Origin of the sequence: Methylobacterium hispanicum (assembly GCF_022179285.1) — a bacterium.
In the GTDB taxonomy this organism is placed as follows: Bacteria; Pseudomonadota; Alphaproteobacteria; order Rhizobiales; family Beijerinckiaceae; genus Methylobacterium; species Methylobacterium hispanicum.
On record NZ_BPQO01000001.1, the window covers coordinates 299,824 to 321,523 of the forward strand.

Sequence of the window (21,700 nt, forward strand, 5' to 3'; positions counted from 1 at the left end):
AAAGCGCGCGATGCGACGCTTGTACGGTTGCGCCTTGCACGCCCATGTGATCTGACACCGCGATCGGAAACCCCGGCCTCACGGCCGTCGGGGCCGCGAAGTCGGTTGCGCGCTAGCCGGAGATAGGGTCTCGCGCGGCCAAGAAGAAGAGTCTCCGAGGGGAGCTAAGGGAGCCACATGCGGACGGCGCGGACGAAAACACCATTCTTGTCGGGGGTGGCCGCGCTCGGCGCCCTCCTCGTGACGTCCTCCCAGACCTTCGCTGCGGGTGTCGGCCAGCCGGTGCCGTGGCAGATGGACCGTCAGGTCGCGGTCACGGAGAACGCGCGCGACATTCACAGCTTCGAGCACGGGATGCACTGGCTCTCGCTCGGCATCTCGCTCTTCGTTCTGGGCCTGATCCTCTGGTGCATCTTCCGCTTCGGCGAGAAGCGCAACCCGACGCCCTCGAAGACCACCCACAATACCGCCATCGAGATCGCCTGGACGATCGTCCCGGTCCTGATCCTGGTCGCCGTCGCGATCCCCTCGTTCCGCCTGCTGCGCACGCAGCTCTCGGACCCGAAGGCCGACGTGATGATCAAGGTCATCGGTCACGCCTGGTACTGGTCCTACGAGTATCCGCAGACCGACCAGGGCGGCGGCTTCACCTTCGACGCCAACCTCGACGAGGACAAGCAGCCGAAGCTGCTCGCCACCGACAACGACATGGTCGTGCCGGTGAACAAGGTGGTGAAGATCCAGGTCACCTCGACCGACGTGCTGCACTCCTGGGCGCTGCCCTCCTTCGGCTTCAAGATCGACGCGATCACGGGCCGCCTGAACCAGGCCTGGTTCAAGGCCGACAAGGAGGGCACCTACCACGGCCAGTGCTCCGAACTCTGCGGCCAGCGCCACGCCTACATGCCGATCACCGTGCGGGTGGTGAGCGAGGAGGCCTACGCCCAGTGGCTCACCGAGGCGAAGACCAAGTACGCCCGCCTCGACGACGGTGCGAGGCTCGCCGACGCGCGCTGAGCGCCCTTTCCGGGCCGGCGCCCCTCGGGGCTCCGGCTCGGCTCACCGCGAGACAATCAGAGAGAAACGCACAAGGCTCTTCGATCCATGGCAACAGCCGCTGCACACGGGGCGCACGACGCCCACGACGACCATAAGCCGAGCTTCTTCGCCCGCTGGTTCCTGTCGACCAACCACAAGGACATCGGCACGCTCTACCTGCTCTTCGCCTTCTGCGCGGGCATGGTCGGGGCGTTCCTCTCCTTCGGCATCCGCATGGAGATGGAGGAGCCCGGGCTCCAGTATTTCTCCAACCCGGCCACCTACAACGTGTTCGTGACCGGCCACGGCCTCATCATGGTGTTCTTCATGGTGATGCCGGCCCTCATCGGCGGCTTCGGCAACTGGTTCGTGCCCCTCATGATCGGCGCGCCCGACATGGCGTTCCCGCGCATGAACAACATCTCGTTCTGGCTGACCTTCGCGGGCTTCCTGAGCCTCGTCTGCTCCCTCTTCGTCGAGGGCGCACCGGGCGCGCAGGGCGCGGGCACCGGCTGGACCGTCTACCCGCCGCTCTCGGCCGCCGGCCATCCCGGCCCCGCCGTCGACTTCGCGATCTTCGCCCTGCACCTCTCGGGCGCGGGCTCGATCCTGGGCGCCATCAACTTCATCACGACCATCCTCAACATGCGCGCCCCCGGCATGACGCTGCACAAGATGCCGCTCTTCGCCTGGGCCGAGCTGGTGACCGCGTTCCTGCTGCTCCTGTCGCTCCCGGTGCTCGCCGGCGCGATCACGATGCTGCTCACCGACCGCAACTTCGGCACGACCTTCTTCGACCCGGCCGGCGGCGGTGACCCGATCCTCTGGCAGCACCTGTTCTGGTTCTTCGGTCACCCCGAAGTGTACATCATGATCCTGCCGGCCTTCGGCATCGTCTCGCACATCATCGCCACGTTCTCGCGCAAGCCGGTCTTCGGCTACCTCGCGATGGCCTACGCGATGGTCGCGATCGGCGTCGTCGGCTTCGTCGTGTGGGCCCACCACATGTACACGGTCGGCCTCTCGCTCCAGACGCAGTCCTACTTCGTGTTCGCCACGATGGTGATCGCGGTGCCCACCGGCGTGAAGATCTTCTCCTGGATCGCCACGATGTGGGGCGGCTCCATCCGCTTCACCGCCGCGATGCACTGGGCGATCGGCTTCATCTTCCTGTTCACCGTCGGCGGCGTCACCGGCGTCGTCCTGGCGAACTCGTCGATCGACAAGTACCTGCACGACACCTACTACGTCGTGGCGCACTTCCACTACGTGCTCTCGCTCGGCGCCGTGTTCATCATCTTCGCCGGTGTCTACTACTGGTTCCCGAAGATGACCGGTCGCATCATCCCCGAATGGGCCGGCAAGCTGCACTTCTGGCTGGCCTTCATCGGCGCGAACGTCCTGTTCTTCCCGATGCACTTCCTGGGTCTGGCCGGCATGCCGCGTCGTTACGCCGACTACCCGGAGGCGTTCGCGGGCTGGCACAAGGTCTCGACCTACGGCGGCCACATCTTCGCGCTCGGCATGTTCGTGTTCGTGATCGGCGTGGTCCTGGCCTTCCGCTCGAAGGTGCGCGCCGCGGACAACCCGTGGGGCGAGGGTGCGACGACGCTGGAATGGACCCTGTCCTCGCCGCCGCCCTTCCACCAGTTCGAGACCCTGCCCCGCATCGTGGACGAGCCGGGCCACCACTGAGGACGGATCGGTCCGGGATATGCTTCCCGGACCGCGCGGGGACCGCGACAGCGGCCCCCGCCCTTCCCCGGGCGCCGTCGCGCGGCGCCCCGGAAAGGGCGAGATCTCCCGGTAGCGGGCCGCATCGGGCCCACGGGCTTGGAATTGTTCCGTTTCGCCTTTACCGCCGCCATGACGGCCGGCGCGCCAGAGCCAGTGATGTCGATGACGAGTCTGACCAACTCCCTGCCCGCCGAGCGCGAGGCTTTCGCTCCGGCGGTCGGCGGCGACGTGCCGGACTACTTCGCCCTGCTGAAGCCGCGGGTGATGGTTCTGGTGATCTTCACCGCGCTCGTCGGCATGGTGGTCTCGCCGCACGGCCACGTCTCGCCGGTGATCGGGGCGATCTCGCTGCTGATGATCGCGATCGGCGCCGGGGCGTCGGGCTGCCTCAACATGTGGTGGGACGCCGACATCGACGCGGTGATGACCCGCACCGCCAAGCGCCCGATCCCGGACGGGCGCATCCGGCCGAACGAGGCACTGGCCTTCGGCCTGTTCCTCTCGGTCGGCTCGACGCTGATCCTCGGGCTCGCGGCGAACTGGCTGGCCGCCGGGCTCCTGGCCTTCACCATCGTGTTCTACGCGGTGATCTACTCGATGTGGCTGAAGCGGGCGACCGCGCAGAACATCGTCATCGGCGGCGCCGCGGGCGCCCTCCCCCCGGTGATCGGTCAGGCGGTGGTCTCGGGGACGGTGGGCATCGAGTCGCTCGTGCTCTTCGCCATCATCTTCATCTGGACGCCCCCGCACTTCTGGGCGCTCGCCCTGGTGAAGGCCGGCGAGTACGCCAAGGCCGGCATCCCGATGATGCCGAACGTGGCCGGGCCCGAATCCACCCGCCGCCAGATCGTCTGGTACACGGTGCTGCTCGCCCCCCTCGGCCTCGTGCCGGTCGCCCTCGGATTCGGCGGCCTGCTCTACGCGGTGATCGGCGTGCTGGGCGGCCTCGGCATGCTGGCCTTCAGCGTGCAGGTGCTGCGCAACCGCGAGGGCGAGGCCGAGAAGCGCGCCGCCATGGGCATGTTCGGCTTCTCGATCCTCTACCTCTTCCTGCTCTTCGCCGCGCTGCTTGCCGAGCAGAGCCTGGGGCTGTTCCGGCCGCTGGTGGCCTGATTGACCATGATGGATCCCAAGGTCGAGTACCGTCCCCTCACGCCGGAGGAGGAGGCGCGCCGCCGCAAGCGCTCGGTGGCGATCGCGCTCGCGCTCGGCGCGATGGTTCTGCTGTTCTTCGTGCTGACCATCGCCAAGCTCGGGCCCCAGATCATGAGCCGGCCCCTCTGATCCGGTGAGGCAGGGATGACGAACGCGCCGCAGAACCGGAAACTGGGCCGCACCGCCCTCGCCTGCGCGGGCTTCGCGGCGGGCATGCTCGGCCTCGCCTTCGCCTCGGTGCCGCTCTACGACGCCTTCTGCAAGGCGACCGGCTACGGCGGCACCCCGCGCCAGGGGCCGGTGCCGACCGCGGTCGCGGCCAAGCCCGGCGATGCCATGCTGGTCCGCTTCGACACCAACGTCGCGCCCGGCCTCGGCTGGAAGTTCCGCGCCGAGAGAGGCGGCGTCGAGGCCCCGCTCGGCGAGACCCAGACCGTGTTCTTCCACGTGAAGAACACCGGGCCGACCGCGACCACGGGGGTTGCCACCTTCAACGTGCAGCCCGAGCTGATGGGCGGCTACTTCGTGAAGGTCGAGTGCTTCTGCTTCAAGGAGCAGACGCTCCAGCCCGGCGAGACGCTCGACGTGCCGGTGGTGTTCTACATCGACCCGGCCGTGCGGGCGGATTCCAACACCGCCGCGCTATCCGAGATGACCTTGTCCTACACCTACTTCGCCTCGAAGAACGGGCAGCCGGTCACCGCCGCGCTCGACCGGGGCGGGACGGTGCCGGGACGGGGGAATTTCTAGGCCCCGCGGCGGCGCCAAGCGTGACAACAGCCGCGCCCGTCCAGTATGGGTGCGGCCAGGGTTTTGAGACGAGCTTCGACGGGGCGGCACAGGCCCCGCGATCGTGAGGGCAGGACCCGCGGCCGGCGACGGCGCGGTCCCAAGGGGTCAGGAGAAACGTTCCGATGGCAGAGGCGCACGCCAAGAACCACGATTTCCACATCCTGGCGCCCAGTCCGTGGCCGCTGCTGGGTGCGATGTCGGGCTTCGTGATGACCACGGGCGCCGTGTTCTGGATGAAGAGCATCCAGTTCGGCACCCTCACCCCCGGGCCCTACGTGTTCGGCGCCGGGCTGCTCGGCGTGCTCTACACCATGTTCGCGTGGTGGAGCGACGTGGTGAAGGAGGCCAATTCCGGCGACCACACCCGCGTGGTGCAGCTCCATCACCGCTACGGCATGATCATGTTCATCGCCTCCGAGGTGATGTTCTTCGTGGCGTGGTTCTGGGCCTATTTCGAGGCCGCGCTCTACACCGCCGACCCGATCCAGGCCTCGCGCGTGGAGTTCACCGGCGGCACCTGGCCGCCGAAGGGCATCGAGGCCTTCGATCCCTGGCACCTGCCGCTGCTCAACACGCTGATCCTGTTGACCTCCGGCACCACCATCACCTGGGCCCACCACGCCCTGCTGCACGGCGACCGCAAGGGCCTGAAGCTCGGCCTGCTGCTCACCGTGATCCTCGGCGTGCTCTTCACCGCCTGCCAGGCCTACGAGTACCACCACGCCGCCTTCGGCTTCTCGGGCAGCATCTACTCGTCGACCTTCTTCATGGCGACGGGCTTCCACGGCGCGCACGTCATCATCGGCACGGTCTTCCTGATCGTCTGCCTGCTGCGCGCCAACGCCGGCCAGTTCACCACCCAGCAGCATCTCGGCTTCGAGTTCGCCGCCTGGTACTGGCACTTCGTCGACGTGGTCTGGCTGTTCCTCTTCGCCGCGATCTACGTCTGGGGCGCGGGCGCCGGCCACGGCGCGCACTGAGGACCGGCCGCCGCGCTCCGCGCATGGCGGCGATGCGAAGGGCGGCTCCGGCCGCCCTTTTTCATGCGCGCGACGCCGCGCGATCCCATATCGGACGCGCGGGGGACCCGCGTTCGAGGGAAGCACGATCTTGGATCACAGCCATCAGCGGCCGGAAGCCATTCCGACGGGCCTGCGCGGGCGCTGCCCGCGCTGCGGCGAGGGCCGCCTGTTCAAGGGCTTCCTCACCCTGCGGCCGTCCTGCGAGGCCTGCGGGCTCGACTACACGAACTTCGACTCGGCGGACGGGCCGGCCTTCTTCGTGATGTCGATCGTCGGCCTCGTCGTGGTCGGCCTCGCGCTCTGGATGGAGATCACCTACGAGCCGCCGATCTGGGTCCACGCCCTCGTGGCGGGGAGCCTGTCGATCGGGCTCAGCCTGATGCTGGTGCGCCCGCTCAAGGGCATGCTGATCGCCCTGCAATACGCCAACAAGGCCGAGCAGGGGCGCTTCGAACAGTGAGCGCCCGACCGGAGACTGGGCTGCCCGCGCCGCGGGGCGCGTGGCGCGATCTGGTCGCGCCGGGCCTCTCGGCGCTGATCGTGCTCGCCATCCTGCTCGGGCTCGGCGTCTGGCAGATCGCCCGGAAGACCGAGAAGGAGGCGCTGATCGGGCGCATCCGGGAACGCTCGCTGGCTGCCCCGGTCGCGCCGCCGTCGCCGGATGCCTGGAACCCGGCCCGCGACGAGTTCCGGCACGTCCGGGTGACCGGCCGTTTCCTGAACGACCGCGAGACCCTGGTGCACGGCCTCGCCCCGGGCGACACGCCCGGCCGCGCGCTGCAGGGCTACTACGTGCTGACGCCGTTCGAGCGGACGGACGGCGGCACGCTCCTGATCAATCGCGGCTTCGTGCCGACCGAGCTGAAGGCGCAGGCCGACCGGCGCGACGGCCTCGTCGCCGGCGAGACCGCGGTGACGGGCCTCCTGCGGGCCAGCGAGCCGCGGGGCCTGTTCGTGCCCGCCCCCGACCCGGCCCGCGGCGCGTGGTTCAACCGGGACATCGCGGGCATCGCCGAGGCCCGCGGCCTCGGACCCGTGGCGCCCTACCTCGTCGAGGCGGATGCGGTGCCCGGCCAGACGAGTTGGCCGCGCGGGGGCCAGCTCCGCATCGACCTCCCCAACAACCACCTGCAATACGCCTTCACGTGGTTCGGCATCGCTGCCTGCCTCGTCGGCGTGTTCTCGGTCTTCGCCTGGCGGCGCCTGCACGATCCGGCGGCCTGACACCAGGCCCCGGCTTGCGGACCCGATCGGCCGCGCTACCCTCATGGGCCGGGTACCTCCGGGCAGGTGGGCACGATGCGCGCGCGACTGACGTCCTCGGTGATCCTCGCGGCACTTCTGCTGGCGTCCGTCCCCGCGGCCGCCTTCGACGAGGCCGACCGGGAGGCCGCACGGGCCGTCATCGCGCGACAGGTGGACGCTCTCGGGCGCGACGACGCGGCGACCGCCTATGCCCAGGCGGCCCCCGGCATCCGGGACCTGTTCCCGACGCCCGAGGTCTTCATCGGAATGGTCCGGACGAACTATCGCCCGGTCTACCGGCACCGCAGCTTCGTCTTCGGCGCCGCGCAGGACGGCGGCGCGACCAGCCTGTCCCAGTCCGTCGCCATTCAGGACACCTACGGGGTCGATTGGACGGCCGAGTACAGCCTGGAGCGGCAGCCGGACGGCCAGTGGCGCATCGCGGGCTGCCGCCTGACCAGGTCCCCGGGTGTCAACCTCTGATTGCACTATCAGATGAAAGCAATCGGAAGCAATCACAAGGCCCGAGACACGGTTTATCTTTCTATCGCCCAGTTCGAATTCGCCCGATGACTTCGAAGGAAAACTGGATCCAATCGTCCTGTCCGCGGTTGTCGGGCCTGAACGGGCACGGAGATCGAACCGGTATGGCCAAATCCAGGCAGGACATGGACCGGGAAGCCGCTGCCGCGACGGCGCGACCGGAGGATGCGGATCGCTACGACCCGGTCCGGAGCGCCCTGCGGAGCGCCCGCGACGCGTTCGATCCGGACGGGGCGACGCGCGAGCACCGCGCCGCGACCGCGCCGCTGGTCTGGTACATCGAGGACACGCTTGACATGGCCCTCGCGAAGCCGGCCGCCGGGACGGACCTCGAGAAGCCGTAGCCGCGCAGCGATACGGCGCCGGCGCACTTCGACACCGCTACGCGCATCGTGTAGAGGGAGCGCCTTCTCCCGGAGGCCCCTGTGCTGCACGTCTCGACCCGCGGCGACGCCGCGCCGCTCTCGTTTTCCGACGCCCTCCTCGCCGGCCTCGCCCGCGACGGCGGCCTCTACGTGCCCGAGAGCTGGCCCGGTCTGACGAAACCCGAGATCGCCGGCCTCGCGGGCCTCTCCTACGCCGACGCCGCCAAGCGCGTGCTGCGCCCGCTGGTCGATGGCGAGATCGCCGACGCCGACCTCGACCGGATGATCGACGAGGCCTACGCCACGTTCCGGCACCCGGCGGTCTGCCCGATCAACCAGCTCGACGACAACCTCTTCCTGCTCGAACTCTTCCACGGCCCGACGCTCGCCTTCAAGGACGTGGCGATGCAGCTCCTCGGGCGGCTGATGGATCACGTGCTGCGCCAGCGCGGCAGCCGCGCCACCATCGTGGGCGCCACCTCGGGCGATACCGGCTCGGCCGCCGTCGAGGCCTTCGGCGGGCTCGATCAGGTCGACATCTTCATCCTCTACCCGCACGGCCGGGTCTCGGAGGTGCAGCGGCGCCAGATGACCTCGGTCGCCGCCCCCAACGTCCACGCGCTCGCGCTCGACGGCACGTTCGACGATTGCCAGAACATCGTCAAAGCCCTGTTCCAGCACGCCGACTTCGCCGACTCGGTGAAGCTCTCGGGCGTCAACTCGATCAACTGGGCCCGCGTCGCCGCGCAGGTGGTGTACTACTTCACCAGCGCGGTGGCGCTGGGCGCGCCGCACCGCCCGGTCTCCTTCGCGGTGCCGACGGGCAATTTCGGCGACATCCTGGCCGGCTGGGTCGCCAAGCGCATGGGCCTGCCGATCGAGCGCCTGATGATCGGCACGAACGCCAACGACATCCTAGTCCGCACCCTGGAGCACGGCGCCTACGAGCTGCAGGGCGTGACGCCGACCACCTCGCCCTCGATGGACATCCAGATCTCCTCGAACTTCGAGCGGCTGCTCTTCGAGGCGCTCGGGCGCGACGCGGCCTCGATCCGCCGCCTGATGGCGGGCCTGAAGCAGTCCGGCGGCTTCCGCCTGGACGAGTCGGTGCTGGCGACGGTGCGGGCCGAGTTCGACGCGCACGCGGTCTCGGAGGCCGACGTGATGGCGGAGATCCGCGAGACGCACGCCGCGACCGGCGTGACGCTCGACCCGCACAGCGCCATCGGGGTCCGCGCCGGCCGCCGCCTCCTGGGCAAGGATCCGCGCACGCCCGTCGTCGCGCTCGCCACGGCGCATCCCGCGAAATTCCCGGACGCGGTCGCCCAGGCGACCGGCGGCGCCCGCCCGGCGCTGCCCCCGCACCTCGCCGACCTGATGGAGCGGCCCGAGCGCATGACGCGCGTGGCCAACGACCAGGCCGCCGTCGAGGCGCTGATCCGCGAGCGTGCCCGCATCACGAGAGGCGCATGAACCAGCATTTCGACACGCACGGCGCCTCGCCCTCGCTGCGGGTGACGCGGCTCGCCAACGGCGTCACGGTCGCGACCGAGGCGATGCCGGGCGTGGCCACCGCGACGCTCGGCGTCTGGGTCGGCGCGGGCTCGCGCCACGAGCGGGCCGACGAGAGCGGGCTCAGCCACCTCATCGAGCACATGGCCTTCAAGGGCACGCGCACCCGCTCGGCGCGCGCGATCGCCGAGGACATCGAGAATGTCGGCGGCGAGATCAACGCCGCGACCTCCGCCGAGGGCACGAGCTACAGCGCGCGCGTGCTCGGCGAGGATGTCGGCATCGCGCTCGACGTGATCGGCGACATCCTCACCGACTCGGTCTTCGACGCCGGGGAACTCGCCCGCGAGAAGGGCGTGATCCTGCAGGAATACGCCGCCGTCGAGGACACGCCCGACGACGTGGTCTACGACGCCTTCACGGAAGCGGCCTTCCCCGACCAGCCGATCGGCCGGCCGATCCTGGGGCGGCCCGAGACGATCCGCAGCTTCGACGAGGCCGCGATCCGCGCCTATCTGGCCCGCGAATATACGCCCGACCGCTACGTCGTGGCGGCCGCGGGCGCGGTGGAGCACGAGGCCTTCGTGGCGGCAGCCGAACGCCACTTCGGCGCGATGCCCGCCGTCGAGGCGCCCGCCGCCGTCGCCGGCAGCTACGGCGGCGGCGAGCGGCGCATGCCGAGGAAGCTCGAACAGGCCAACCTCGTGATCGGCCTGCCCGGCCTCTCCTTCCGCGACGACGGCTACTACGCCCTGCACATGTTCGCGCAGGTGCTCGGCGGCGGGCTGACCTCGCGCCTCTGGCAGGAGGTGCGCGAGACGCGCGGCCTCGCCTACGAGATCCAGGCCTTCCACTGGCCCTTCTCCGATTGCGGCCTGTTCGGCATCGGCGCCGGCACGGCCGGCGGCGACGTGGCCGAACTCGTCTCGGTGACGCTCGACGCGGTGGTGCGCGCCACGCGCGACATCGCCCCCGAGGAGATCGCCCGCGCCAAGGCGCAGCTGAAGCTCTCCCTGCTCGGTGCGCTGGAGACGCCGGGCGGGCGCATCGAGCGCAACGCGCGACAGATCCTGGCCTGGGGCCGGGTGATCCCGGCCGCGGAGGTGATCGCGAAGGTCGATGCCGTGACCGTCGAGGACGTGCGGGCGGCGGGCGCCGCGATCCTCGCGGGCGCGCCGACGCTCGCGGCGATCGGTCCGATCAAGGGCCTGCCCTCGCTCGACAAGGTCGGGGCGGCCCTGCGGGCGGCCTGACCGAAACCCGCAGGGCGATCGCCTGTGCCGACACGGCCGGAGCGCGCGCGCTTCGGCCCGGGTGCTATCGCGGCGCGGGCCGGCAAGGCTTGTCGGCTTCCCGAAATCGCCCGGCGCCGCGGACGGAACCGCGCGCCGTACAGCGGATGGCGGGAATCCTGCTCAGCGAGCCTGCGCGTCCCTGTTTGTTGGGCGGGGCGCCCCGCGGTCGGGCATCCCCAACTTGTTTTGGCCGCAAACGCGGGCGATCCGTCCCGGGTCGCCTGTCGGCAGGAAGCGGTGGGTCGCTCGGCTCCACGTCTCCCGTCGGCTTGCCCGGGATCGACCCCGACTTTACCAAAAGCTAACTGAGCCGTTCACGCGCTCGCCCGCCCGGCCGGAACCCGTCTCGTTGCGCATCCTCGTCCTCCTCCTCGCGTTCCTCGTCGGCGCCCTCGCGGCGAGCACGCCCGCGAGCGCGGTCGAGGCGGTCCGCGTCACGCTGGACGCCCCGGTCATCGACCTGACCCAGGCGATCGAGCGCTACCGCTCCGACGGCGACCTGATCCAGATCTCGACCGCGCCCGGCAAGGACGGCATCGTCCGCCGCATCGTCGTGAAGGCGCGCGACGCAGGCGCGCGGCCCGACTGGATGGTCTTCGCGCTCACCAACGACACCGACGAGCAGATCGACCGCATCCTGGTGGCGCCCCACTTCCGGCTGGTCGATTCCGGCGTGGTCTGGCCCGATCTCGGCGGCTCGCGCATCGCCGCGATCACCGCGAGCCAGGGCATCCGGCCCGAGCGGGACGAGAACCCGGAGGCCGACCAGTTCGTCATCACGCTCGATCCCGGCACCACGATCACCTACGTGGCCGAGCTGCGGGGGCCGAACATCCCGCAGGTCCACCTCTGGGACCAGGACGCCTACCGCAAGAAGGCCGCCGGGCTGACCCTCTACAAGGGCATCATCATCGGCATCGCGGGCCTGCTCGCCCTCTTCCTCACCATCGTGTTCGTGGTGAAGGGCGCGATCATCTTCCCGGCGGCGGCCGCGCTCGCGTGGTCGGTGCTCGCCTACGCCTGCATCGATTTCGGCTTCCTGCAGCGGGTCTTCCCGGTGACGGAGCTCGCCGAGCGGGTCTACCGGGCCTCCGCCGAGGCCGTGCTCGGCGCGACCCTCCTGGTCTTCCTGTTCGCCTACCTGAACCTCTCCCGCTGGCACGTGCGCTACAGCCACGTCGCCTTCTTCTGGCTGGCCTTCCTGGCGGGCCTCGTGGGGCTCGCGGTGTTCGATCCCCCGGTGGCGGCGGGCGTCGCCCGCATCTCGATCGCCGCGGTGGCGGGGGTCGGCCTCCTCCTGATCCTCTACCTCGCCACGCATAACGGCTACGACCGCGCCATCCTGCTCGTGCCGACCTGGACGCTGCTCGTGGTCTGGGTCACGGCCGCGGGCTTCGCGGTGACGGGCCAGATCGGCAGCGAATTGGTGCAGCCGGCCCTCATCGGCGGCCTCGTGCTCATCGTCATGCTGATCGGCTTCACGGTGATGCAGCACGCCTTCGCGGGCGGCGGGCTCTCGCACGCCCTCGTCTCCGACACCGAGCGGCGCGCGCTGGCGCTGACGGGGGCGGGCGACATCGTGTTCGACTGGGACGTGCCGGGCGACCGCGTCTTCGCCGGCCAGGAGATCGAGAGCCAGCTCGGCCTCTCCCGCGGCGCCCTCGAAGGGCCGGCCGCGAACTGGCTCGCGCTCCTCCATCCCTTCGACGTCGAGCGCTACTCGGCCGCCCTCGACACCGTGATCGAGGAGCGGCGCGGGCGCATCGTGCACGATTTCCGCCTGCGCTCCTCCGGCGGCGCCTATTTCTGGTACCGTCTGAAGGCCCGGCCCGTGATCGGCTCGGACGGCGAGGTGATCCGCGTCGTCGGCACCATCGCGGACGTGACCGAGGTGAAGACCGCCGAGGAGCGCCTGCTGCACGACGCCGTGCACGACAGCCTCACCGGCCTGCCGAACCGCGAGCTGTTCGGCGACCGCCTCGACGCGGCGCTCGCCTTCGCCAGCCAGGACGCGCGCCTGAAGCCCACCGTGATCGTCCTCGACATCGACCGCTTCAAGGGCATCAACGACGCGATCGGCCTGTCTGCGGGCGACTCGATCCTGCTCACGCTGTCGCGCCGCCTCGGCCGCCTGCTGCGCCCGCAGGACACGCTCGCGCGGGTCGCGGGCGACGCCTTCGCGGTCATCCTGCTCTCCGAGCGCGAGCCCGACCGGGTGCTGGCCTTCGCCGAGATGATCCGGCGCACCATCGCCACGCCGATCACCTACGCCGACCGCGAGATCTTCCTCACCGTCTCGATCGGGCTGGCGCTGCACGAGACGGGCGCGCACCCGAAGCGCGACGACGTCTACCAGAGCGCCGAGATCGCGATGATCCAGGCCAAGCGCGGCGGGGGCGACCGCATCGAGGTCTTCCGCGCCAACATGCGGGCCGAGCGCTCGGACCGGCTGATGCTGGAAGGCGATCTCCGCCGGGCGATCGAGCGCAACGAGATGAAGGTCCTGTTCCAGCCGATCGTCCGGCTGGAGGACCGCACGGTCGCGGGCTTCGAGACCGTGCTGCGCTGGGACCATCCGAAGCTCGGGCGCATCCCGTCGGCGACCTTCATGCCGGTGGCCGAGGAGACCGGCTTCGTCGTCAACCTCGGCATCTTCGCGCTGGAGCGCACGGCGCTGGAACTCGCCGCCTGGCAGCGGGCGCTGGAGGTCGAGCCGCCGATCTTCGCATCCGTCGACGTCTCCTCCCGCCAGCTCCTGCGCCACGACCTCCTGCACGACGTGAAGACGGTGCTGGCCCGCTCCGGCGTGCTGCCGGGCTCGCTCAAGCTCGAGCTCTCCGAGAGCCTCGTGATGGAGAACCCCGAATACGCCGCCCAGATGCTCGCCCGCATCCGCGACCTCGGGGCGGGCCTCTGCCTCGCCGATTTCGGCACCGGCTACTCGGCGCTCTCCTACCTGCAGCGCTTTCCCTTCGACACGATCAAGGTCGATCAATCCTTCGTGCGCCAGATGGCGACCGGCAAGACCGCGATCCTGCGCTCCATCGTCAAGATGGCGACCGAGCTCGACCTCGCCATCGTGGCCGAGGGCACGGAGTCGGAGGCCGACGCGCAGGCGCTGGCCGAGCTCGGCTGCGAGTACGCCGAGGGCTACGCCTTCGGCGAGCCGATGACGATGCTCCAGGCCCGCCAGCTCTGCGGCGCGGCGCCCGAGGCCGCCTGAGCCGCCGCGGATCCGGACAGGATCGGGTCCGCGCGGAACGGGTCGACGGGTCCACTTAAATCTGCCTTAACCATGTTGCGGCAAGGTCCTGTGGAAGGACGGCCCTCCGCGCGCAGGCTTGCGCGGCGGCCTTGTCGAGTGGAGGGGCGTATGGCCGAGGCGGCGCGTCAACTGGATCAGACCGTAGGGGCCGACGTGGTGCGTCGGCTGATCGCCCGCCCGATTCGCCTGGAGCACACCCGGTACATCGCCGAGGTGGCCGCGTCGGAGCCCGTCGTGGACGAGGCCGCGTACGCGGCGGCGCCGGACGAGGCCCGCGACGTCGCCTCCCTCGAGGCCGAGCTCGCCCTGCTCAAAGCCGTGCTCGACGCGGAGCGCCGCGAGGCCGCCAGCCTGCGCGCCCGCCTCGCCGATCCCGCCGCGTCCGATCCGGCCGACCCCGCGGCCGTGCGCGCGCGCTGGGCCGGCTTGGTCGACGACCTGCTGCTGCGCCTGCGCTGAACCACTCTCATTCCGCTGACCAGGAGACGCCCATGAGCGCGCGTTGCTCGCTCATCGTCAACGGCAAGTCCGTGCGCGTCTCAACCGGCGACACGCCCGTCGAGGCTGCGCTGGCCGAGGGTATGATCGGGCCGATGCAGGCCCTTCACGGAACCGCCCTGCTCGGGCAGGGCCCCGGCCCGGCCGTGCGGCGAGCGCGGGCCCGCAGCAGGCGGCCCGACGCCCTCAAGACCGCCCCCCTGTCCGGCCGCACGATCGAGCCCGCCGAGGCGCGCGCACTCCCGCGGGCCAGCCGCAAGGGCTCCCTGAGCGAGGTGCGGGTGCTGAGCCCGCACGTCGTCGAGGCGGTCGTCACGCTGACGAAGCGCATCGATCTGGAGCCGGGCCATCAGGTCGCGGTGAGCTTCGAGGGGCTGGCCCCGCTCACCCTGGCCCCCACCCTGCGGATCGCCGGGACGACGGAACTCAACGAGCTGGTCTTCCACCTGCCGCGCTGCGAGCGGGACGGCAGCCTCGTCGAGGCGCTCGCCCCGCGGGCCGCCGTGAAGGTGAAGGGTCCGGTCGGCCGCGGCCAGTACCGCCCCGGCGGCGGCCGGCTCGTCCTCGTCGCGGCCGGCACCGGCTTCGCGCCGATCTGGTCGATCGCCCACGCGGCCCGCTACATCGAGCCCGCCCGCGAGTTGCACCTGATCGTCGGCGCCCGCGACGCGCTCGACCTCTACATGCGCGACAGCCTCGACTGGCTGCGCCGCACCGGCGTCGCCCGCCTCGTCCTCACCGCCGACCGCGGACGCCAGCGCCCGCCGGACGTGCGGCCGGGCCCGCTCACCGCCCACCTGCCGACGCTGCGCGCCACCGACGTGGTGCATGTGGCAGGCTGCGCCTCGACGGTCGGCGCCGTGCAGGTGCTGGCCGCGTCCGTGGGGGCGCGCTGCTACCCGATCCCGGTGGATCTGGGCTGACTACCCGAGGGGGCCCCCTCTCCCCGCTTGCGGGGAGAGGGAAGCCGCGCATCAGACCTTCGCAGCATGGCTGGCCAAAAGAAAACGCCCCGTCCCTCTCGGGATGGGGCGCTCGCTTCGAACCCGGCTCAGGCGGTCTTCACCCGCCAGATCTCCTCGGCATATTCCCGCATCGAGCGGTCGGAGGAGAACCACGCCATCCGGGCCGTGTTGTGGATCGCCCGCTTCCACCAGCCCCGCGGGTCGTTCCAGGCGGCGTCGATCTCGCGCTGCGCCCGCCAGTAATCGTCGAAGTCGCAGGTGAGCAGGTACTGGTCGCGGTGGCGCAGGTCGTCGGTCAGCGGCCGGAAGCGGTTGGGCTCCTCGGGCGAGAACCGGCCGGACGCGATCATGTCGAGCGCGGCGGCGAGACGCGGCGAGTTCCAGATCGCGTCGCGGGCGTAGTGCGGCTCCGCCGAGCGGGCGCGCACGCCCGCCGCGTCGAGACCGAAGATGAAGATGTTCTCCGCCCCGACATGGTCGCGGATCTCGATGTTGGCGCCGTCGAGCGTGCCCACCGTGAGCGCGCCGTTCAGCGCCAGCTTCATGTTGCCGGTGCCCGACGCCTCCATGCCGGCGGTCGAGATCTGCTCGGAGAGGTCGGCCGCCGGGATGATCGCCTCGGCGAGGCTCACCGAGTAGTTCGGCAGGAACACCACCTTCAGCCGGTCGGCGACGTCCGGGTCGTCGTTGACCGCGCGGGCGACGTCGGCGGCCAGCTTGATGATCAGCTTGGCCTGGGTGTAGCTCGGCGCCGCCTTGCCGCCGAAGATCTTGACCCGCGGCGTCCAGTCCTTGTGGGGCTCGGCCTTGATCGCCTGATAGAGCGCGACCGTCTCGACCACGTTGAGGAGCTGGCGCTTGTACTCGTGGATGCGCTTGATCTGCACGTCGAACAGGGCGGACGGATCGACCGTGACCCCGGTGCGGTCGTAGATCACCTCGGCCAGCGCCTCCTTGCGGCCGCGGCGCACGGCGGCGTAGCGCGCGACGAAGGCCGGATCCGCGGCGTAGGCGTCGAGGCCCTTGAGGAGTTCGGGGTTGTCGAGGACGCCCTCGCCCAGGGTCTCGACCGCAAGCTTCGTCAGGCCCGGGTTGGCGTTGTGCAGCCAGCGCCGGAAGGTGATGCCGTTCGTCTTGTTGACGATCTTCTCCGGCTCCAGCGCGTGCAGGTCGGCGAAGACCGTCTCGCGCATCAGCTCGGTGTGCAGCGCCGAGACGCCGTTCACCCGCCGCGAGCCGTGGAAGGCGAGGTGCCCCATGCGCACCCGCCGCCCGTGCGATTCGTCGATCAGCGAGACCGAGGCGAGATGGGCCGCGTCGCTCTTGCCGCTCTTGCCCTGCTGCTCGAGATGCATCCAGTTGATCAGGTAGATGATCTGCATGTGGCGCGGCAGCAGCCGCTCCATCAGCTCGACCGGCCAGGTCTCGAGCGCCTCGGGCAGCAGGGTGTGGTTGGTGTAGTTCAGCGTGTTGGTGGTGACGTGCCACGCATCCTCCCAGGTGAGGCCGTGGTCCTCCAGCAGGATGCGCATCAGCTCCGGCACCGCGATCGCCGGGTGCGTGTCGTTGAGCTGGATCGCGGCGTGGTCGGGCAGCGAGCGCACGTCGCCGCGCTCGGCCACGTGGCGCAGCACGAGGTCCTGCAGCGACGCGGAGGTGAAGAAGTATTCCTGGCGCAGGCGCAGTTCCTGGCCCGCGGTCGAGGAATCGCTCGGGTAGAGCACCCGCGAGATCGCCTCGGCGCGCATGCGGTTCGCCACCGCGCCCACGTGGTCGCCGCCGTTGAACTGGCCGAGATCGACCGGCGCCTCGGCCTCCGCCTTCCATAGGCGGAGCGTGTTGACCGTCTTCCCCCGCCAGCCGACCACCGGCACGTCGTGGGCCACCGCCCGCACGGTCTCGGCCGGGTGCCAGGTGCGGCGGATGACGCGTTCGCTCACCATCGACATGGTGACGGAGCCGCCGAAGCCGATCGTGTAGGTCGCGGCCGGCCGGGCGAACTCCCAGGGGTTGCCCTCGCTGAGCCAGGTCTCCGGCGCCTCGCGCTGCCAGCCGTCCTCGAAGGACTGGCGGAACAGGCCGTGGTCGTAGCGGATGCCGTAGCCGAAGGCCGGGATGCCGATGGAGGCCATGCTCTCCATGAAGCAGGCGGCAAGGCGCCCGAGGCCGCCGTTGCCGAGCGCGGCGTCCGGCTCCGCACCCTCGACCGTGCCGAGATCGACGCCGAGTTCGGCGAGCGCCTTCCGGGTGGTCTCGACGAGACCGAGATTGTTCATGGCGTCGGACAGAAGGCGCCCGATCAGGAACTCCAGCGAGAGATAGTAGACGCGCTTGTTCGGGACCTGCTTCTCGGCCGCCAGGCAGGCATCGACGATCCGGTCGCGGAGCGCCAGCGCGGTGGCGGCGAACCAGTCGCGCTCCCGCGCGGTCTCCGGCGTGCGGCCGATCGCGTAGGCGAGCTTGGCGCGGATCGCCTCGCGCAGGTCGACCACCGCGTCACCCGTGCTCGGGACGGAGGGTCGCACGCTCCGTGCGGGGGCTTTCCCGGCCGTCACGAGCGTGTCATCCGATTTCTCGACACCGGCGGCGGACGGAGAAAGAACTTCGTTGAGCACGTCAAATCCCCCATTCAAGGCCCCGCTGCGTCTTTGCGCGTCCGTTGCCGCACCCGGAGTGCTCCTGGATGGCCGGCCCGGCGTTCGGGGCTGATGATCCTGCGACCGCGTTGCGGCCGTGTGAAGGCGTGTCTGAGGCATGAATCGGCCTCTGCAAGCGATGTGCCGCCCGCACTGTGATGCGTTCGACACAAATTGCCCGACCAGGGACCAGTTTTCACCACTCCGGTTGAAGCAATGCTGAATGCGCCCGATCGATCCCGGCGGCCGGCTCAGCATCGGGTCGCCTCGCCGGCGCCGAAGAGCTAACCCTGTCAGCGCAAGCCAACGAGTCGGCACGACTCGCACGAGGGCCGACATGACCGAGACCGTCTGGTGGAAGCGCGGCACCGTCTACCAAGTCTATCCGCGCTCGTTCCAGGACAGCGACGGCGACGGCGTCGGCGACCTCGCCGGCATCACGGCCCGGCTCGACTACCTCGCCTGGCTCGGCGTCGATGCGGTCTGGATCTCTCCCGTGTACCCCTCGCCGATGGCCGATTACGGCTACGACGTGGCGGATTATTGCGGCATCGATCCGCTGTTCGGCACGCTCGCCGACTTCGACCAGTTGGTGTCGGAGGCCCATCGGCGCAAGCTGAAGGTGATCCTCGACTTCGTGCCGAACCACTCGTCGGTCGCCCATCCGTGGTTCGCTGAGGCGCGGGCCTCGCGGGACAACCCGCGGCGCGACTGGTACATCTGGCGCGACCCGGGGCCCGACGGCGGTCCGCCGAACAACTGGCTCTCGAATTTCGGCGGCCCGGCCTGGACGCTCGATCCGACGACCGGCCAGTACTACTACCACGCCTTCCTGCGCGAGCAGCCGGACCTGAACTGGCGCAACCCCGCCGTGCGGGCGGCGATGTACGACGCGCTGCGCTTCTGGCTGGAGCGCGGCGTCGACGGGTTCCGGGTCGATGTGATCTGGCACCTGATCAAGGACGAGTCGTTCCGCGACAACCCGGCCAACCCGCACTTCGCCGAGCACCTGCCGGAGATCAACCGCTTCCATCAGGTCTACTCCGCCGACCGGCCGGAGGTGCTCGACGTCATCGCCGAGATGCGGGCCGTGCTGCGCGCCTACGGCGAGCGGGTGCTGATCGGCGAGATCTACCTGCCGCTGGAACGGCTGATGGCCTATTACGGCGCCGACCTCTCGGGCGCCGACATGCCCTTCAACTTCCAGCTCATCCAGACGCCCTGGCGCGCCGACGCGGTGCGGGAGCTGGTGGAGAACTACGAGGCGGGCCTGCCCGAGGGCGGCTGGCCGAACTGGGTGCTCGGCAACCACGACCAGCCCCGCATCGCCGCGCGCATCGGCGAGGACCAGGCCCGCATCGCCGCGATGCTGCTCCTCACCCTGCGCGGCACGCCGACCCTCTACTACGGCGACGAGCTCGGCCTCGGCCACGTGCCGATCCCGGAGGATCGCGTGCGCGACCCCTGGGAGATCAACGAGCCCGGCCACGGCCGCGACCCGGAGCGCACGCCGATGCAGTGGGAGCCGGGGCCGCAGGCGGGCTTCAGCGCCGCCGAGCCCTGGCTGCCGCTCTCGCCCGACCACGCGACGCGCAACGTCGAGTGCCTGCAGGACGTGCCGGGCTCGATCCTGACGCTCTACCGCCGCCTGCTGGCGCTGCGCCGCGAGCACGACGCGCTCGCGGTGGGCAGCTACCGCACGATCGCCCTCGGCCTACCCGACATCCTCGCCTACGAGCGCGGCGCGGGCGAGGCGCGCCTGCGGGTGATCCTCAATTTCGGCACCGCCGCGCACGAGATCCCCCTGCCGGAGAACGAGGCCTGGACGATCCTCCTCTCGAGCCGGGGCGGCCGCGCAGGGGAGCGAGGCGCCGGGCGGATAAGACTGGGCGGGGCGGAGGGCCTCATTCTGATGCAGTCCTGACACGGGGTTGCCGCATCGCAGCGTGAACCGGAAAAAAGCCGTGTTTGCCTGGCCTGGTTTGTGCAACGCACAGGAACCGACTCGGTCCGGAAGCGTTGCCATGACGAACTTGGCCGCGGGCGCCTCAGCCCGTCTCGGGCGACGTGCCCGTATCGAGAACGCTGCGATGAGTTTCTGGGGTTGTTCGGGCGATCACAGCCACGAGCCGCAGCCAAGCCCTGCACCCGATCCAATCCTCGATTCCCGGACCTCGCTCCAGCCACGCGTGCTGTTCGCCACGCCGGAGATGGCTGACTTCGTGAAGACCGGCGGCCTCGGCGAGGTCGCCGGCGCACTGCCGCGCGCCCTGCGCCGCGGCTTCGACGTCCGCGTGCTGATCCCCGGCTACCGGCAGGTCCGCGCGGCCCATCCCGACATCCCAGTCGTCGCGCGCCTCAACGGCTATGCCGGCGTCCCGGCCTGCGATCTCGGCCTCGTCGAGACGGAGGACGGGCTGCAGATCTACGTCCTCATCAACGACGAGCTGTTCGCGCGCGACGGCACGCCCTACGGCGACGCCGGGGGCGATTTCGGCGACAACGACCTGCGCTTCGCCCGGCTCAGCCTCGCGGCCGCCGAGATCGCGGTCGGCGCGGATGCCGCCTGGCGCGCCGACCTCCTGCACCTCAACGACTGGCAGGCGGCGCTAGCACCCGCCTATCTGGCCTGGCGGGGCCTGCGCGTACCGAGCGTGCTGACGATCCACAACCTCGCCTACCAGGGCCTGTTCCCGCAGGCCAATCTCGCCCGGCTCGGCATGCCGGACTCCGCCTTCCAGGTGAACGGCGTCGAGTTCTACGGGCAGCTCTCCTTCCTGAAGGCCGGTCTCTACTACGCCTCCTACATCACCACCGTGAGCGAGACCTACGCCCGCGAGATCCAGACGCCCGACATGGGCTGCGGTCTCGACGGCCTCCTGCGGACCCGCGCCAGCCAGGGTCGTCTCGCCGGCATCCTCAACGGCATCGACGAGAGCTGGGACCCGCGCACCGACCCGCACCTCGCCACCCGCTTCGAGGCCGACGACTGGAAGGGCAAGCGCGCCAACGCCGAGGCCGTGCGCCAGCATTTCGGCCTCGCGGTCTCGCGCGGCCCCCTCTTCGCCATCGTGTCGCGGCTGGTGCACCAGAAGGGCATCGACCTGTCGATCCAGGCGGCCGAGACCATCGTGGCCGAGGGTGGCCAGATGGTGGTGATCGGCCAGGGCGAGGGCCGGTTCGAGAACGCCCTGCGAAGCCTCGCCTGCCGGTACCCGGAGGCTGTCGGCGTGCATGTCGGCTTCGACGAGGCGGATGCCCGCCGGATGTTCGCGGGCAGCGACTTCCTTCTGATGCCCTCGCGCTTCGAGCCCTGTGGCCTCGCCCAGATGTACGCCCAGCGCTTCGGCTCGCTGCCGATCGTGCGGCGCACCGGGGGCCTTGCCGACACGGTCGAGGACGGGGTGACGGGTTTCAGCTTCTCGGAGCGGGACGAGGGCGGCCTCGGCGGCGCGGTGCGGCGGGCGCTCGACACCTTCGGGCAGAAGAAGCGCCTCAACACGATGCGCCGGACCGCGATGGGCCGCAGCTTCGGCTGGGACAACTCGGCGGCCCACTACGCGGCCCTCTACGCCCGCGCCTTCGGCAACGCCGCCCCGCGCTGGCGCGCGGCCTGAACCTGGGATTGCAAA

At 70.3% G+C, this 21,700-nt stretch carries 18 protein-coding genes; 17 read left to right on the plus strand and 1 reads right to left on the minus strand.

Going from position 1 to position 21,700, the window contains the following annotated elements:
- The first annotated feature begins 177 nt into the window (after nt 1-177).
- The 15 genes from coxB (at nt 178) to MFF56_RS01425 (ending at nt 15,390) form a co-directional block, all read left to right on the plus strand.
- Nucleotides 178-1,017, plus strand: coding sequence for a cytochrome c oxidase subunit II (gene coxB / locus MFF56_RS01355; protein WP_066926901.1), 840 nt, complete (start codon nt 178-180; stop codon nt 1,015-1,017).
- Nucleotides 1,018-1,104: 87 nt separating this feature from the next.
- On the plus strand, nt 1,105-2,733 hold the full coding sequence (ctaD, locus tag MFF56_RS01360; protein ID WP_066926899.1) for a cytochrome c oxidase subunit I: 1,629 nt from the start codon (nt 1,105-1,107) through the stop codon (nt 2,731-2,733).
- Between the two features lie 204 nt (nt 2,734-2,937).
- On the plus strand, nt 2,938-3,888 hold the full coding sequence (locus MFF56_RS01365) for a heme o synthase (protein ID WP_066926908.1): 951 nt from the start codon (nt 2,938-2,940) through the stop codon (nt 3,886-3,888).
- A 6-nt stretch (nt 3,889-3,894) separates the two neighbouring features.
- Nucleotides 3,895-4,059 (plus strand): cytochrome c oxidase system small membrane protein, encoded by a 165-nt coding sequence (locus MFF56_RS01370; RefSeq protein WP_197430733.1) that lies wholly within the window; start codon nt 3,895-3,897, stop codon nt 4,057-4,059.
- A 15-nt stretch (nt 4,060-4,074) separates the two neighbouring features.
- Nucleotides 4,075-4,680: a cytochrome c oxidase assembly protein gene (locus MFF56_RS01375; RefSeq protein WP_066926897.1), complete on the plus strand. Its 606-nt coding sequence runs from the start codon at nt 4,075-4,077 to the stop codon at nt 4,678-4,680.
- A gap of 164 nt (nt 4,681-4,844) precedes the next feature.
- The gene (locus MFF56_RS01380; protein ID WP_066926895.1) at nt 4,845-5,702 is read left to right on the plus strand and encodes a cytochrome c oxidase subunit 3; all 858 of its coding nucleotides are present in this window, start codon (nt 4,845-4,847) and stop codon (nt 5,700-5,702) included.
- Nucleotides 5,703-5,832: 130 nt separating this feature from the next.
- Nucleotides 5,833-6,204 carry a DUF983 domain-containing protein gene (locus tag MFF56_RS01385; protein ID WP_373324008.1) on the plus strand — a complete coding sequence of 124 codons (372 nt, stop codon included), beginning with the start codon at nt 5,833-5,835 and terminating at the stop codon, nt 6,202-6,204.
- Entirely contained in the window at nt 6,201-6,968 is a 768-nt protein-coding gene (locus MFF56_RS01390; protein WP_238229328.1) for an SURF1 family protein, read from the plus strand. The genes MFF56_RS01385 and MFF56_RS01390 overlap by 4 nt, the downstream gene beginning before the upstream one ends.
- Nucleotides 6,969-7,043: 75 nt before the next feature.
- Entirely contained in the window at nt 7,044-7,472 is a 429-nt protein-coding gene (locus MFF56_RS01395) for a DUF4864 domain-containing protein (protein ID WP_066926893.1), read from the plus strand.
- A 164-nt stretch (nt 7,473-7,636) separates the two neighbouring features.
- Nucleotides 7,637-7,876 (plus strand): hypothetical protein, encoded by a 240-nt coding sequence (locus tag MFF56_RS01400; protein WP_156453990.1) that lies wholly within the window; start codon nt 7,637-7,639, stop codon nt 7,874-7,876.
- Between the two features lie 81 nt (nt 7,877-7,957).
- Entirely contained in the window at nt 7,958-9,370 is a 1,413-nt protein-coding gene (gene thrC / locus MFF56_RS01405; protein WP_066926889.1) for a threonine synthase, read from the plus strand.
- Nucleotides 9,367-10,662 (plus strand): M16 family metallopeptidase, encoded by a 1,296-nt coding sequence (locus MFF56_RS01410; protein WP_066926887.1) that lies wholly within the window; start codon nt 9,367-9,369, stop codon nt 10,660-10,662. Before thrC ends, MFF56_RS01410 begins: the two co-directional genes overlap by 4 nt.
- Before the next feature lie 391 nt (nt 10,663-11,053).
- Nucleotides 11,054-13,927 carry a sensor domain-containing phosphodiesterase gene (locus MFF56_RS01415; protein ID WP_066926885.1) on the plus strand — a complete coding sequence of 958 codons (2,874 nt, stop codon included), beginning with the start codon at nt 11,054-11,056 and terminating at the stop codon, nt 13,925-13,927.
- A 150-nt stretch (nt 13,928-14,077) separates the two neighbouring features.
- On the plus strand, nt 14,078-14,428 hold the full coding sequence (locus MFF56_RS01420; protein WP_066926883.1) for a hypothetical protein: 351 nt from the start codon (nt 14,078-14,080) through the stop codon (nt 14,426-14,428).
- Between the two features lie 32 nt (nt 14,429-14,460).
- Nucleotides 14,461-15,390, plus strand: a complete 930-nt coding sequence (locus MFF56_RS01425; RefSeq protein WP_238229329.1) for a ferredoxin reductase domain-containing protein — start codon at nt 14,461-14,463, stop codon at nt 15,388-15,390.
- A gap of 128 nt (nt 15,391-15,518) precedes the next feature.
- Here MFF56_RS01425 and MFF56_RS01430 read toward each other — a convergent pair whose 3' ends face one another.
- The gene (locus tag MFF56_RS01430; protein ID WP_066926879.1) at nt 15,519-18,047 is read right to left on the minus strand and encodes a glycogen/starch/alpha-glucan phosphorylase; all 2,529 of its coding nucleotides are present in this window, start codon (nt 18,045-18,047) and stop codon (nt 15,519-15,521) included.
- Nucleotides 18,048-18,405: 358 nt separating this feature from the next.
- On the opposite strand from MFF56_RS01430, the gene MFF56_RS01435 reads away from it, so the two are divergent.
- On the plus strand, nt 18,406-19,992 hold the full coding sequence (locus tag MFF56_RS01435; protein ID WP_066926877.1) for an alpha-amylase family glycosyl hydrolase: 1,587 nt from the start codon (nt 18,406-18,408) through the stop codon (nt 19,990-19,992).
- 166 nt (nt 19,993-20,158) lie between these two features.
- Nucleotides 20,159-21,685: a glycogen synthase GlgA gene (gene glgA / locus MFF56_RS01440; protein WP_066926876.1), complete on the plus strand. Its 1,527-nt coding sequence runs from the start codon at nt 20,159-20,161 to the stop codon at nt 21,683-21,685.
- The last annotated feature ends 15 nt before the right edge of the window (nt 21,686-21,700 follow it).